Here is a 14591-nt window from a genome sequence, read left to right on the forward strand (position 1 = left end):
GGAAAAATGCAAAAACCGAATATAAATACCGAAAAGTTACAAAAAGTCTTAGCTAATTTAGGACATGGTTCTCGCCGTGAAATAGAAGCATTAATTGAAGCAAAAAAAATTAGTGTAGATGGAAAGATTGCCACATTAGGTGATCGAATTGATATTCGGACACAGCCGAAAGTTCGCATCAATGGTAATCTGATTACGATTAGACCAAAAGATAAAGATGTTTGCCGTGTACTAGCTTATTACAAGCCTGAAGGTGAAATTTGTTCTAAAAATGATCCAGAAGGGCGGGCGACGGTATTTACCAACCTACCAAAATTAAAAAATTCTCGTTGGATTAATATTGGTCGATTAGATATCAATACTTCAGGATTACTACTGTTTACTACCGATGGAGAGTTGGCAAATCGTTTAATGCATCCTCGTAATGAAGTTGAACGTGAATACCAAGTGCGAGTTTTTGGTGAAGTGACTGATCAACAAGTATATCAGCTGAAGAAAGGGGTACAACTTGAAGATGGACCCGCATCGTTTAAATCGATTAGTTCACAAGGCGGCGCTGGGTTAAATAAATGGTTTAATGTGGTGATCACAGAAGGTCGCAACCGAGAAGTTAGACGTATGTGGGAAGCTGTTGGTGTTCAAGTTAGCCGATTATTACGTGTTCGTTATGGTAATATTTCTCTTCCTAAATGGTTATCACGCGGTACTTGGACTGAGTTAGATCTTGGTTCGGTGAACTATTTGCGTGGACTTGTTGGTCTTGCGACGGAAGAAAAATCATTTTTAAGCGTTGATCAGCAAAAGAAACCTGCAAAACGTATTAGTGCTAAACGTCCTACCGTAAATTTTAAGTCCAATAAAGCTTAAGTCATTCTAATAATCAAGTCTACCTATTTTAGACTTGATTATTCCTATCGTCGTTTCTAGCCCAATGTTTATTGAGTATCTGATTACTGAACTTGATACTGGTTTAGGTAATGATATTTGAATTTGCTATAGATGAATGTTTTGAACTGAATACTATTTTAGCCGCAAAATGTGCTGATAAGCCTAAAATTACATATATCATCAAACTCAGGCCTAACATAAACATGAGCAGACCTGAAATATTGGTTATTGCCAATAGAATATCTAGCTCTAGAAACCATATAACTGAACTAAGAATGATCGTAGGCATCAGCATTAAGATCAGTACAATAAATAAATATCTCCAATGCAATCTATTATCGATGTCATTAAAACTATTGCGTGTAGAGAAATAGACAATATTGTAACAAATAACTAGATTAACCAGAATTGAAATTACAAAAAATAGCGTAACCTCAACAGGCATAATACCTAATAGCGCCGCAATAAATTCGTTTAATTGTAAATGTGGGTCAAAGATAATTATCATCAACATGAGTACTACCAATGATAAACAACCTAATACCGTCGCATTGGATGATTGAATGCTACATTTAGTAAATTTTGAGGCTGTTTCTTTAACGGTATTATTCGCTTTAAATAGTGTAAATAAAGTAATGAGGACTGCTATATGTAATAGTGTGTTGATTGCGGCTTTAAGCAATGGATGGATGTATATTATCTCGGAAATAAATGGATAAATAATGTGAGATAAAAGGATTGTCAATCCAAACGAGATCATACAAAAAATGATGCCTATTAGAATACCAAGCGAAGCTTTACCTATATCTGTTAAGCCCAATTTTTGAGTAAAGTAGGCAGCAATAAGAAAATAGATTAACCCATTAGCAATAATAAGCTTTAGACTATTAAATAACATAATAACAACAATATTTGGCTCATTTTCCCAAACTAGAGTAAATAATGAATAATAGTTATATGTGTAAAAAATAATGCGGTATATAACGTAAATCAATATAAAACGGCTAGCTAGTAATAAAAATGAGTGATATTTCATGTTATGACTATTCCTGATTATTTTATTAATTTGATTATAAATGGTTTTTTTTAGGTTGTCCTTTATTAGTTTTAATATAAGCGCGTAACTATATCGTTTTTTTATGCGGTACCGTGACTCTTGAATACATTATTTTTATTGCAGAATCAGAGAGCAGTAACATAATAGTATTGAAAAGTTAAACAAGAGCTATTCTGGTATCGAAACATCTATTGCTTATGCCGTCTGAATTTTATGTTACCTCTGGTACTGAATAAAATAACAGTACAATAACCTAGCTTAGCCACTAAATACAACCCGATTGATATCAGTTTTTTTTTATTTTATACTTTTTACTCTATAGTAATAGGCTAAAAATGATGAATAGGTTCCATTAGTGAATAAAATAATAAAACTAGGCTTGTTAATCGTCATCAGTTCTGGGCTTTCCGCCTGTTTTGATAACAAAGATTGTCAGACTTTATTTGATGAAAAGAATTATGATAAAGCATTCAAAACTTGTTCTACTGAGGTTAAATCGGGAGCTGCCAATGCTCAAACGACCTTAGGTTATATGTATGATGAAGGGTTAGGTGTTGAACAAAATTACTTACTGGCTAAAAAATATTATCAATTATCCGCTGATCAGGGTAATGCTGGTGGACTAAATAACTTAGGCTATTTATATATGCATGGTCGTGGTGTCACAATTGATTATGCTAAAGCGAAAGCGTTATTTGAACTATCTGCCGATCAAAATGACGCATTTGCACAAAATAATTTAGGTTACCTATATGATGTTGGTTTAGGGGTAGAACAAGATTATCGTCAAGCTAAACGGTGGTATCAACTATCAGCTGAGCAAGGCAACACCAGTGCTCAAAATAATTTAGCGAGCTTGTATTATTATGGCTTAGGTGTCAAGAAGAGCTATAGCAAAGCAAAAGAGTGGTATGAGTTATCGGCAAATCAAGGGAATACATCTGCATTAAATAACTTAGGTAATCTTTATCGTAATGGCTTAGGTGTCAAACGTAATTATACCAAAGCAAAAGAGTTGTATGAATTAGCCGCAAATAAAGGTGATGCTCCTGCACAAAATAATTTAGGTTATATGTATGATGAAGGGTTAGGTGTCGAACAAAATTACTTACTGGCTAAAAAATATTATCAATTATCCGCAGATCAGGGTAATGCCAGTGGACTAAATAACTTAGGCTATTTATATATGCATGGTAGAGGAGTGATGAAAGATTATGCTAAAGCAAAAGAGTACTATGAATTAGCCGCAAATAAAGGTGATGCTTCTGCACAAAATAATTTAGGTTATCTATATGAACAGGGGTTGGGTATCGCGCAAGATTATACAAAAGCTAAAACGTTATATGAATCGACGGCACTTAAAGGCAGTCATACTGCACAATATAATTTAGCCTATATGTATGAAAAAGGAGAAGGGGTTAGTGTGGATATTGATAAAGCTATTGAACTTTATCAAAAGGCTTGTGACGATGGTAACAATGATGGCTGCGAGGCTGTAACCGAACTATCTCCTTAGTTTATGAAGCGCTTATATCGTGCTTTATAAACAATATGTGTAAAACTGATTTTCGCACTCTGATTCTTAGGTAAACATATGATTGTTGTTATTTTCGAAGTGTAGTGCAACATAGGTAGGGATGCTGACTACTTTAAACTGGCCAAAAACCTGAGTAGCTCTTTAGAGCAAACCGATGGTTTTATTTCCAGTGAAATACCACCCCTTTCTGTGTCGTTTTAGCGTGATGCTGATGCAGTTAAAGAGTGGCGTAATCAGAACGAACATCGAAATTCTCAGGGCGAGGGGTGTTCTGATATTATTTCTGAGTATCGAATTCGAGTCATTGACTAAAATAGTTATCTATATCTGTAACATTAGCACATTTAATATGTACTAATGTCTATTTGATGGCTCAGTGATAATTATTGCAAATTATGTTTAAAAAAATCGGTTAATTTTTCAAACGGAATTAAATTAACACGATCATATAAATCGACATGACCAGCATTTTTTACATAATAGAGCTCTTTCGGTTGTGCAGCCCGTTGGTAAGCGTCTTCACTAAACTCTTTTGAGTGAGCTTTATCTCCGGTAATAAATAGCATTGGGCGTGGTGAAATAGTTTCAATGTCATTAAATGGATAGAAATTGATAAATTTAACATTACTGGTTAATGTCGGATGAGTCGTTAATTGTGCTGTTGAACTGGCTGGCGTAAATTCCCCCCTTGGTGTACGATAAAAATCATAAAACTCTCGCTCAATAGGTTGTGAATTTTCATTTAGTTGATCAACAGTTCCACTCGTATATTGTGTTTTTCCACCCATAAATTCAACATAACGTTGCTGTGCCGCATTATCAATAATTTGTTTTCGTTGTTCTAACGTTAATGAGTGATTAAGTGCATTACGATTAGCTGATCCCATATCATACATACTGATTGTAGCAATAGCTTTTAAACGAGGGTCAATTTTAGCTGCGCTAATCGCAAAGCTACCACTACCACAAATACCGATAACACCGATATTATTACGATCGACAAATGATTGGCTACCTAAAAAATCGACAGCTGCACTAAAATCTTCGGCATAAATATCTGGTGATACAGCTTGTCTAGGTTGACCTTCACTCTCCCCCCAAAATGATAAATCAATAGCTAACGTAATAAAACCTTGTTCAGCCATTTTGGTTGCGTATAGATTAGCACTTTGTTCTTTTACGGCTCCCATCGGATGCCCGACAATAATTGCGGGTAGAGGCTTACTATTGTCAACATAATTAGGTAAAAAAAGATTACCAACTACCGTCATATTATATTGGTTTTTAAAATTAACTTTTTTAATTGTGACAGCGTCACTTTTGTAAAAATTATTCGTACTGTTAGACATATCAGCTCCTATTGCTAAAGATGAGGTTAATAATCCTACTAACATCATTATTAATAACGATAAATGGTTAAATGGATTGAGTTGCTTTATTTTTGTTTTCACGATAGTTTCCTCTTCATGTTATAGATTAATATCAAATTGGTATAACGGTTACGTATGGTGAAGAGCATTAGCTAGTCGACAATGCTTAGTGAGGCAGTGAAATTATCCGTTATTGTTACTAATTGCTCTTTGCCAGATACAATGTAACCGAGAGCATATAAATCACGATGACGAGTTGAATCATAATAAAAAATTGCTAAATTTCCCCATGGTGCATAGTAAGTAAAATCACCTATTTGTTGTAGTGTATTTGGCGTGTTATTTATTGATAGTTTTCTTGGTAGATAAGCTATTTTCTCGCTGTTAACATAATCACTAAAGTCTAGAGTTAATGGTATCTGAGCTAGTAATTGATGGCTAGCTGGAGTGTCATACAGATTAATAATAAGTACTCCATTAGGGTGAGATAGCTTAATTTGTGCAATAATTGTGTTCATTATTTTATCCTTAGGAAAATTGGCAAATACACTCATATTGAAAAACATGAGCGATAATATGATTGTAAGACGACGGTAAATAGGCATTGTGAGAACCTCTGATTTTTATCTATTTTGCTAAATATTGATCAAAAAAATTCTGACTTTCCATAAAATAGCGTTTCGTTTCAGGTGCATCAGGTACCATCAAATACTGAGCGTGAGATAGTCCTTCAAATACAATTAAATTTGCGTTAACACCAGTATCACGCAGTTTGAGGTGCATACGTACTGTATTACTCAAGAAAAGATCGCGCGTGCCACTAAATAGTAAAGTTGGAGGTAGATTTGTTATATCGCCATATATCGGAGATAACAGTGGCATAGTTAAATTGATGTGCTCCTAGTTTAGTGGAGACTTTTTAGTAACAAAAAAGGAGTCTCAAATGAGTAAAAAATACGATCCCCAATTTAAACAAGAAGCGATCAATTTAGCCCTAAATAGCGAACAAACTTATCGACAAACAGCCAATGATTTAGGTATAAATTACAAAACATTTTGTAATTGGATGTACCAAACGATGAATAAACCAACCCATCAAGCGATAAAATCAAATAAAAAACCAGACTATCACGAACTTGAGCGTCAAAATAAAGCGATGAAAAAAGAGCTTGAGCTACGTAAAAAGGAGATCGATATCCTAAAAAAGGCCGCTCAGTACTTTGCGAGCCTGAAATAGCCAGGTACGAATTTATTAAAAAGCAAAACACGCTATCTAAGCGTCGTTTATTTCATCTATTTGACGTGTCAAGTAGTGGTTACTATGCCTATTTAAAGCGATTACCGTCTCAGAGAACAGTGTTTAATCAGCAGCTTGACAAAAAGATTGAAACACTATTTGAAGATCATCGGCATCTCTATGGTTATCGGCGTTTACATGTCGAACTTTTGGAGGAAGGCTATTGTTTATCACGTGAACGAGTTCGTCGACGAATGCACAAGCTTCACCTTAAAGCAAAACAACGCAAAAAGTATAAACAAACAACGGACAGTAACCACAACAAACCGGTCGCTGAAAATATTTTAGATAGGCACTTTACCATGGACACACCTAATCAAGCTTGGGTATGCGATATAACTTACATTAAAGTGAACGGACAGTGGTTATACCTCGCGATTGTACTTGATCTCTACTCTCGTAAAATCATAGGCTGGGCGATGGATCTGCATATGGAAAGCTCGCTAGTTTGTCAAGCCTTAACTATGGCTTTGCTTCATCGGGGCTATCCAAGTAAAGTGATTGTTCATAGTGACCGTGGTGGCCAGTATTGTTCCGATGATTACCAAGCTATATTAACGGCTTATGGCTTAACGTGTAGTATGAGTCGCAAAGGTAACTGTTGGGATAATGCGGTGGCTGAAAGCTTTTTCCATACCTTAAAAACAGAATGGATTTACCGACACAAACTAGAAAATATGGCACAAGCTAAATCGATGATCTTGTGGTACATTGAGGTTTACTATAACCGAGTAAGAAAACATTCATATTTAAACTATTTATCACCTGTTCAATTTGAAGAAAAAATGATTTAATAATTTGAAAATAACTCTCCACTAAAATGTGGGCAGATCACTCATCACCCTTCAGGTAATGAAGGTCAACGTTACCCAGGTAGTCATTATACTTGGGTAAAAATGTCTGAACCTACTCTCGATGGACTACGACTGGCTCTGATTGATGGTGTTCTTTCATTGAAGCGTTCAGATGGCTTTTCAGGTAATCCAAACACTCACGGATCGCTTGCTATCGAGAGTATTACAGTCAATGATGCAAAATATCTCGGAAGAGGCCAAGCATTCTCATGCAACTTTAACCCATGGCTTAATACAATTATTGGAGGACGAGGAACAGGAAAATCAACTTCTCTTGAGTTCTTGCGCCTTGCTCTTCAGCGAAAAGATGAAATTCCGCAGAGCTTAAATAAGGAATTTAGTAAATACGGTCAAATATCCAAAAACCGTCACGATGAAGGTTTGTTAAAGGAATCGACAGTTATTACTGTTGGCTTTAGGAAAGATAATTGCCGCTATCGTATCAAGTGGAGCAACGCTGAAAAAAATCCTTTTTTGATACAAGAAGAAACAGCATCAGGCGTTTGGCGTAATTCACAAGGAGACATTACTCAAAGGTTTCCCGTGCGGATATACAGCCAAAAACAAATCTTTGAATTAGCGAAGAATCCTCAAGCACTGTTGCAAGTCGTTGATGATGCCCCCTTTGTTAATTATCGAAGCTGGCAGGTTGAATGGGATGAGCTTAGAACCAAGTATCTATCTATTCGAGCTCAGGAACGTGAAATTCACACATCGTTACAAGAGGAAGAAGTACTTACGGGACAGTTAGAGGACATCAAGAGAAAGCTTAATATTTTTGAAAAATCAGGTCACTCCGATATTCTCAAGGATTATCATTTGAGACAAAATCAGAATAAAGCTATCGATTCATGGGAATGTGCTTGGAAAGAAACGGCGGAAAAAGTTCGAAAAATAAAAGATAGCATAATGCCACCGGAGTTAGATCCTCAGTATTTTAACATGAGAAATTCTGACGATAATACTTTGATTAATGCTATAGCAAAAATACGTTCTGAATTTAGTGATTTCCAAAAAGAAATGAATTTAATCTCCAAGCGAATTGATGATATTAGAAACGAATGGCTCGTGACTCGTCCCAATCTTGATGTATCCAAAAGAATATCTTCGACTAATATCGAATATACAAACTTACTTGGTCGGCTTAATGATGCAGGTGTAGGAGAACCTTCATCATATGGGGCACTGGTAAAACAAAAGCAAGATATTGAAGATAAACTAAAAGGATTCTCTGTAAAAAGGGAAAGTCTTAAACAGTATAAAAAGAATGCTGAAGATTGTTTAGCTAAGTTGTATAAACACAGAAAAAAAATAACAAAATTGCGAGAGCAATTTCTGTTCAATACCTTGAATGGAAATTCTTATGTTCGTATAAATGTTATTCCGTATGGTAGTAAATTAACTCTTGAGGAGGATTTTCGTGCTCTTATAGATCGTGGAAATGGTGGCTTCGACCGTGATATTGGTGTTGTCGATGGAGATGAAGGTTTACTTGCAGATCTAACACAAAATTCATCTCAAAGTATAGAGCAGAGAATAGCATCTTTAAAAGCCTCACTTTTAGCCATTCATGATAATGATGCAGTAGCAGTAGCAAACGCTAAGGATAAGCGATTTGTTTCACATATTCAGTCGCTTACGCCAGAGCAGGTTGATCGTATTCTTTTCTGGTTTCCTGATGATTCATTGGATATAAGATATAGCCTAAAAGATGGTGAGAGTTTTAAACCTGTAGAGCAAGGTTCACCAGGGCAAAAAACTGCTGCTCTACTTGCATTCATTCTTTCATATGGAAATGAACCTCTTATTCTCGATCAGCCGGAAGATGATCTCGATAATCATCTCATTTATGACCTGATAGTGACTCAACTAAGAGATATAAAACAAAAGAGACAGGTTATTATAGTGACACATAATGCAAATATAGTTGTTAATGGTGATTCGGAAAATATAATTGCTCTGGATATAAGATCAGGTTTAACCAGAATTGTTACGCAAGGAGGGCTTCAGGAATTATCAATACGCGAGGAGATTTGTCGAGTAATGGAGGGAGGTAAGGAAGCTTTTAGCCAGAGGTATAAGAGAATAAATGCTTTTACATAAAAATTGTGCTTGTTATTTAGGATAATTAAATTGGAAATATGTGATACAGTAATGAAGAAACTTACAAGTATAATTTGTATTAGTTCTAACTTAATCTGACAGAGAACTTAAAAAATAGATGTTTTGTCATCTTTAGCAGTAAAGACATCTTTACTGCTAAAAAGATGAACCACAATTTTTTTGATCCCTTATTCATTAATCCTTTCAACGCATTTTCTGGAAAATTTCAAAATCGAACTAAAATTTTTCCAGTTTCATTCCAGTTTTTTCCTTGATACCCATAGAACCCCATAGACAACAGTAGATAAACAAATCTCATGAAAGCTTGAAAATAAAGGCGTTATTGATTTCAGTTGAACTTGATAGAGTAGGTGGTGGTGCCAGTGGTCGGACTCGAACCGACACGCTTTTAAGGGCGGCGGATTTTGAATCCGCTGCGTCTACCGATTTCGCCACACTGGCATACAAGGGGGTAAATAAAGTAAACTGGTGTATTATACTAATCTACCGACGCCTTGCAACAAGAATTACTCATTTTTCGTTGTTTATCGTAAGTTTGCTGAAAAAATCGACTTAAATAAATGTTGTTGTTAGTTTTTTCGCCTAAATAAATAGTAACTTAGGGCAAGAAAAGCCAAACTTGTCAACATTGCTCCGAGTATCGGTGGAACACCTGCTACAATACTGAGTTTAGAAAATAGGCTATCGGCAATAAAAAAGATAAAACCACCAAAAATACCTGTAATAACCCTTATCCCCATTGATACACTACGTAGTGGACCAAATATGAAGGAGAGGGCCAGTAACATCATTACTGCAACGATTAAAGGCTTAAATATTTTCTTCCAGAAGAGTAACTGGTAGTTACTTGAATCTAAACCTGACGCTTTTAAATATTGGGTATATTGATAGAGTCCTGAAGCCGATAATGATTCAGGATCTTGTGCAACGACATTTAGTTTATCAGGGGTGATATTAGTTTTCCAAGTCGTGCTTAATAGATTCGTTCCTTCTATTTTATTAGGATTAGTCAAATTAGTTTTATCGACTTGGAAAAGTTGCCATTCATTATTTTTGTAATGGCCATAAGCAGCTCGAGTTACTTGTGATAACTTACTACCATCAACGGATAAAATATCAACGTCATAAATGGTGCCATCTGAATCAACTTTATCGATATGAATATAGTCATTGCCATCTTTAGCCCAGATACTATTTTTGGTAGCGATTAATGAACCGCCATAAGCTTTTTCTGAACGCATATTTCTTGCTGTTTGTTCACCCCATGGAGCGACCCATTCGCCAATTGCCATCACAATTAATACTAATGGTATTGCGGTTTTAAGGACAGCCTTAGCGATATGCCAACGACTAAATCCAGATGTTTCCATTACCACTAATTCACTTTTAGATGCCAGTAAACCAAGTCCAATAAGTGAACCGAGTAATGCTGCAATAGGGAAAAATACCTCTAAATCTTTTGGTACCATTAATAATGAGAAGAGTGCGGCTGATAATGCATCATAGTTAGCTTTAACACGTCTAAGCTGGTCAATAAAACGGATAATACCGGATAAGCTAATTAATAAAAATAGCGATAGACCAATCATGCTTAATATTGTTTTACCAATGTAACGATCTAAAATAGAAAACATATTAAACGTCCTTATGATGCAAAACGAGCTGGGAGAAGTCGGTAACGTAATTTACGCATTGGAATACTATCCCAAATATTAAAAATAATTGCTAATAAGAAATAAATCCCATTAACAATATTAAACCACAACGTCGGATCTAATCGTCCTTTACTTGCATGGGCTTTGATTGAGCTTTCTAATAAAAAGTAGACTAAATAGAGTAAGATTGCCGGAAGAATTCGAGCTAATCGTCCTTGTCTTGGGTTTGAGGCACTGAGAGGAATAACTAAAAAAGCCATCATTGGAATAGAAATAAGTAATGAGATCCGCCAATAATATTCCGCTTTGGCTTTTGCTGTTTTAGTCTCTCTCAGTTCAGAAAATGAGAGTTGATCAACTTTATCTTTAGCTTCATCATCGGTTAGCTCTAACGTTTTGGGTTTAATAATTGCTTGATAATTATCAAACTGCGAGATTTTAAAGTCTTTTAATTGGTTAGTTGCTTCATAACGGTTGGCATTATCAAGTAAGATAACTTGGTTACCTTCTGCATCATGGGCAATTTTGCCTTGATCAGATAAGATAATAGAAGGGCGTTGTCCTGGTTTGGTACTATGTTGCGCAATAAAGATATGTTTAATATTACTACGATCAACCTCACCAATATAGATAACAGAATCGCCTTTTGCTGTTTGCTGAAATTGGCCAGCCAATAAACCTGCTAGACTAGGGTTAAGTTTAGCATTTTCAACTAAATGTTCTTCTTGTATGCTAGACCAAGGTCCAAACCAGACTAAATTAGCTGCGCTAACAGCACATGTTATAATGGATAAGAAGATAACAACTTGATAAATGACCCATTTTTTTACGCCACAAGCATACATGGCAACCATTTCACTATCAGTATAAAAACGGCCGAACGCAACGAGAATACCTAAAAATAGACTTAATGGTAAAATCAATTGTGCCATACTTGATACACCAAGTAACAGTAATGGCATGATCAAATTGCTTGGTACGTCACCATCAACAGCGCTTGACATAATTCTGATTAATTTTTGCGAAAAGAATATCATGAATAAAATGACAAGAATCGCGATTTGGCTTTTAAATGTCTCTTTTACAATATAGCGACGAATGATCACGTTTAGTAGGCCTACAAACAAGTATATTCATTAGGAAATTTGCCATTATAACGCGAAATTCGCTTTTTCGTTATCAATTTTTGTTGATATCAGTTTGTTAAGCGTTAAAATGGTCAAATTAACTTCTAAACGATGTAATGGTTTTATTTTAAGGATGATAGTTATGAATTTTGAAATTAAAAGTAGTGATATAGTTAAACAAAAAACAGATTGTTTAGTTTTATCAATATGGCAAGGTAAAACGCAGTCACAGCAAGTTCAAGATTTTGATCAGCTTACTAATAATACCATTGCGAATTTAATTACGGCTGGCGATTTTAGCGGTAAGCTAGGTGAAACATTAGTTCTATATAATGTTGCGAACATAGCAGCTAAAAAAGTGTTACTTGTTGGTTTTGGTGAACGAAAAAGTAATCCTATTGAAAACGTCGATAAAATAGCTAAAAGTATTGCAAATTTATTGACCTTATTAAATAGTAAACAGCTTGTCATTTCATTAGCTCACCTAAATAAAACCAATAGTTATGGTTTTGTTAAACGATTTGTTGAGACTATGACTTATCACAGTTACCGTTTTGATGAATTTCAATCAACGAAAGCGCCAGTAATAAAGACGGAAAACATCCAATTTTCAATCGTAGATAAGACATTAATTGCACCAGCTGAATTGGGATTAAAACATGGTCTAGCAGTTGCTAATGCTGTCTCGGCAACACGAACTTTAGCGAATCAACCTTCTAATGTGTGTAATGCTCAGTTTTTAGCAGATAAGGCTAAAGAGCTTAATCAACATTTTAATACACTAAAAATTTCTTATTATGATGAAAAGGCCTTAGCTAAATTAGGTATGAATGCCTATTTAGCGGTTGGTCAAGGTTCTCAAAATGAATCTATTATGACTGTAATAGAATATCAAGGCGCTAAAGATAAAAATGCAGCGCCGATCGTCTTAGTTGGTAAAGGATTAACATTTGATTCAGGCGGCATTTCAATTAAACCAGCAGCCGGAATGGATGAGATGAAGTACGATATGTGCGGTGCAGCAACGGTATATGGTGTTATGCAAGCAGTGGCTGAACTGAATCTACCGATCAACGTTGTTGGGGTGATGGCTGGTTGTGAAAATATGCCAGGGACAGGAGCTTATCGACCGGGTGATATATTGACCACCATGTCTGGTAAAACGGTTGAGGTTATTAATACCGATGCTGAAGGTCGCTTAGTATTATGTGATGTACTAACCTTTGTTGAACGCTTTAAGCCAGAGGCCGTTATTGATATCGCCACATTGACTGGAGCATGTATTGTTGCATTAGGACATCATTACACTGGTGTAATGGGAAATCACAGTCAATTAGTTGATCAGTTACTTACCGCATCAAATCAAGCAAATGATAAAGCATGGCAATTGCCACTAGATAATGATTTTCAGGAACAGATCAAATCAACTTGCGCTGATATTATGAACTCATCAGGACGAGATGGTGGTACTATTACAGCAGCTTGTTTCTTATCCCATTTTACGCATAATTATCATTGGGCACATCTGGATATAGCTGGAACAGCATGGGTATCGGGTGGCAAAAAAGGTGCAACCGGCCGTCCAGTAGCCATGTTAATACAATATTTATTGGAACAATCTCGTTAAAAAATTGCTGTAAACTATTATTATAGTGTAAAAAACAGGGGTAATACTATTTGAAAAAAGTCATTTTTTATTTAATTGAAGATGAGTCTAAGCTAAATGATGTGGCTTTATTACCCCATGAAAAACTGGCGTGTGAAAAAATCATTGCTTGTTGGCAACAAGGATTGCGGATCCTTGTTGCTTGCCAAGATCAACAACAGGCAGAAAAAATAGATGAGTATTTGTGGCAGCAGGGTGCCGATAATTTTGTGCCACATAATCTTGTGGGTGAAGGGATGAAAACTGGTTCTCCGGTCGAAATTACTTGGATCGGTAAGCGGAGTAATAATAATCGTCAGTTATTGATTAATCTGCAAGAGTCATTTCCTGATTTTGCACCGATGTATCAAGATATTATTGATTTTGTGCCATTAGAGAATCGATTAAAAAACTTAGCGCGTGAGCGTTATATAACCTATAAAAATGTTGGATTTAATTTAAAAACGATTGTTGTTAATGCCGGATTACAATAAAATAATCTACTTATCACTAGTTAACTAGTGATAAGTAAAATTATAATTATGGACAACAATGGAAAAGGGTTATTTATGGGTATTTTATCTAGTATTTTTTCAAAAATTATCTCTTCAGCTTCTGCCGCTGGTGTTGTAGGTCAAGTTGCTGAAAAAATGAAAGCAAAAGATGCACAACAAAACACCACGGCTGCAACTAGCACAGTTGATTCATCAATTGAAACTACATCAAATAGTTTTGAGAAAATTGATGTTGCAGCAATTTTGAATGAGCTAGCTCAAAAAAATTCACAACAATTAAATTGGAAAACATCAATTGTTGATTTGTTAAAGTTGTTGGGATTAGATAGTAGCTTAGATGCTCGTAAAAAATTAGCCGCTGAACTCAACTATACTGGTAATACCGATGATAGTGCCGCAATGAACATCTGGTTACATAAAATGGTTATGCAAAAAATAGTTGATAACGGTGGAAACGTTAACGATTTATTTTAGACTTTAATATTAGATGCTTTGTTTAATAGACAAGCATCTATAATAAAA

The 14591-nt window shown here is 35.4% G+C and carries 14 protein-coding genes and 1 tRNA gene; 8 read left to right on the plus strand and 7 right to left on the minus strand.

Annotated features, from left to right (window positions below; genetic code table 11):
- The first annotated feature begins 6 nt into the window (after positions 1-6).
- Positions 7-867, plus strand: a complete 861-nt coding sequence (gene rluB / locus RHO11_02085) for a 23S rRNA pseudouridine(2605) synthase RluB (protein WVD61940.1) — start codon at positions 7-9, stop codon at positions 865-867.
- Positions 868-970: 103 nt separating this feature from the next.
- On the opposite strand, the gene RHO11_02090 is transcribed toward rluB, so the two are convergent.
- On the minus strand, positions 971-1786 hold the full coding sequence (locus tag RHO11_02090) for a hypothetical protein (protein ID WVD61941.1): 816 nt from the start codon (positions 1784-1786) through the stop codon (positions 971-973).
- 514 nt (positions 1787-2300) lie between these two features.
- Between RHO11_02090 and RHO11_02095 the strand changes: the two genes are divergently transcribed.
- Positions 2301-3461 (plus strand): SEL1-like repeat protein, encoded by a 1161-nt coding sequence (locus RHO11_02095; protein ID WVD61942.1) that lies wholly within the window; start codon positions 2301-2303, stop codon positions 3459-3461.
- A gap of 404 nt (positions 3462-3865) precedes the next feature.
- On the opposite strand, the gene RHO11_02100 is transcribed toward RHO11_02095, so the two are convergent.
- From RHO11_02100 to RHO11_02110, 3 genes are all read right to left on the minus strand, one after another.
- Entirely contained in the window at positions 3866-4933 is a 1068-nt protein-coding gene (locus RHO11_02100) for an alpha/beta hydrolase (protein ID WVD61943.1), read from the minus strand.
- Positions 4934-5004: 71 nt separating this feature from the next.
- The gene (locus RHO11_02105; GenBank protein WVD61944.1) at positions 5005-5370 is read right to left on the minus strand and encodes a cyclophilin-like fold protein; all 366 of its coding nucleotides are present in this window, start codon (positions 5368-5370) and stop codon (positions 5005-5007) included.
- Between the two features lie 109 nt (positions 5371-5479).
- Positions 5480-5734, minus strand: a complete 255-nt coding sequence (locus tag RHO11_02110; GenBank protein WVD61945.1) for an alpha/beta hydrolase — start codon at positions 5732-5734, stop codon at positions 5480-5482.
- Between the two features lie 61 nt (positions 5735-5795).
- On the opposite strand from RHO11_02110, the gene RHO11_02115 reads away from it, so the two are divergent.
- The 3 genes from RHO11_02115 (at position 5796) to RHO11_02125 (ending at position 9106) form a co-directional block, all read left to right on the plus strand.
- Positions 5796-6089, plus strand: coding sequence for a transposase (locus RHO11_02115; protein ID WVD61946.1), 294 nt, complete (start codon positions 5796-5798; stop codon positions 6087-6089).
- 14 nt (positions 6090-6103) lie between these two features.
- Complete coding sequence (locus tag RHO11_02120) at positions 6104-6943, plus strand: IS3 family transposase (GenBank protein ID WVD62837.1); 840 nt, start codon at positions 6104-6106, stop codon at positions 6941-6943.
- A gap of 102 nt (positions 6944-7045) precedes the next feature.
- A complete protein-coding gene (locus tag RHO11_02125; protein WVD61947.1) occupies positions 7046-9106 on the plus strand; it encodes a hypothetical protein in 2061 nt (686 codons plus the stop codon).
- A gap of 375 nt (positions 9107-9481) precedes the next feature.
- Here RHO11_02125 and RHO11_02130 read toward each other — a convergent pair.
- The 3 genes from RHO11_02130 to lptF form a co-directional block, all read right to left on the minus strand.
- Positions 9482-9568: transfer RNA gene (locus RHO11_02130), tRNA-Leu, on the minus strand.
- Between the two features lie 128 nt (positions 9569-9696).
- Complete coding sequence (gene lptG / locus RHO11_02135) at positions 9697-10761, minus strand: LPS export ABC transporter permease LptG (GenBank protein ID WVD61948.1); 1065 nt, start codon at positions 10759-10761, stop codon at positions 9697-9699.
- Positions 10762-10772: 11 nt separating this feature from the next.
- Complete coding sequence (gene lptF, locus RHO11_02140; GenBank protein WVD61949.1) at positions 10773-11888, minus strand: LPS export ABC transporter permease LptF; 1116 nt, start codon at positions 11886-11888, stop codon at positions 10773-10775.
- Between the two features lie 163 nt (positions 11889-12051).
- Here lptF and RHO11_02145 point away from each other — a divergent pair, with 163 nt between their 5' ends.
- The 3 genes from RHO11_02145 (at position 12052) to RHO11_02155 (ending at position 14543) form a co-directional block, all read left to right on the plus strand.
- On the plus strand, positions 12052-13536 hold the full coding sequence (locus RHO11_02145) for a leucyl aminopeptidase (protein WVD61950.1): 1485 nt from the start codon (positions 12052-12054) through the stop codon (positions 13534-13536).
- Between the two features lie 50 nt (positions 13537-13586).
- On the plus strand, positions 13587-14048 hold the full coding sequence (locus tag RHO11_02150) for a DNA polymerase III subunit chi (GenBank protein WVD61951.1): 462 nt from the start codon (positions 13587-13589) through the stop codon (positions 14046-14048).
- A 75-nt stretch (positions 14049-14123) separates the two neighbouring features.
- The gene (locus RHO11_02155; GenBank protein WVD61952.1) at positions 14124-14543 is read left to right on the plus strand and encodes a DUF3597 domain-containing protein; all 420 of its coding nucleotides are present in this window, start codon (positions 14124-14126) and stop codon (positions 14541-14543) included.
- Positions 14544-14591: the final 48 nt, after the last annotated feature.

Source organism: Orbaceae bacterium BiB, assembly GCA_036251205.1.
In the GTDB taxonomy this organism is placed as follows: Bacteria; Pseudomonadota; Gammaproteobacteria; order Enterobacterales; family Orbaceae; genus Orbus; species Orbus mooreae.

Coding starts and splice junctions, on each gene's coding strand:
- RHO11_02110 (WVD61945.1), bottom strand. CDS start 5,734: ATGCCACTGTTATCTCCGATATATGGCGATATAACAAATCTACCTCCA.
- RHO11_02105 (WVD61944.1), bottom strand. CDS start 5,370: ATGAACACAATTATTGCACAAATTAAGCTATCTCACCCTAATGGAGTA.
- RHO11_02090 (WVD61941.1), bottom strand. CDS start 1,786: ATGTTATTTAATAGTCTAAAGCTTATTATTGCTAATGGGTTAATCTAT.
- rluB (WVD61940.1), top strand. CDS start 7: ATGCAAAAACCGAATATAAATACCGAAAAGTTACAAAAAGTCTTAGCT.
- RHO11_02145 (WVD61950.1), top strand. CDS start 12,052: ATGAATTTTGAAATTAAAAGTAGTGATATAGTTAAACAAAAAACAGAT.
- RHO11_02115 (WVD61946.1), top strand. CDS start 5,796: ATGAGTAAAAAATACGATCCCCAATTTAAACAAGAAGCGATCAATTTA.
- lptG (WVD61948.1), bottom strand. CDS start 10,761: ATGTTTTCTATTTTAGATCGTTACATTGGTAAAACAATATTAAGCATG.
- RHO11_02155 (WVD61952.1), top strand. CDS start 14,124: ATGGGTATTTTATCTAGTATTTTTTCAAAAATTATCTCTTCAGCTTCT.
- RHO11_02125 (WVD61947.1), top strand. CDS start 7,046: ATGTCTGAACCTACTCTCGATGGACTACGACTGGCTCTGATTGATGGT.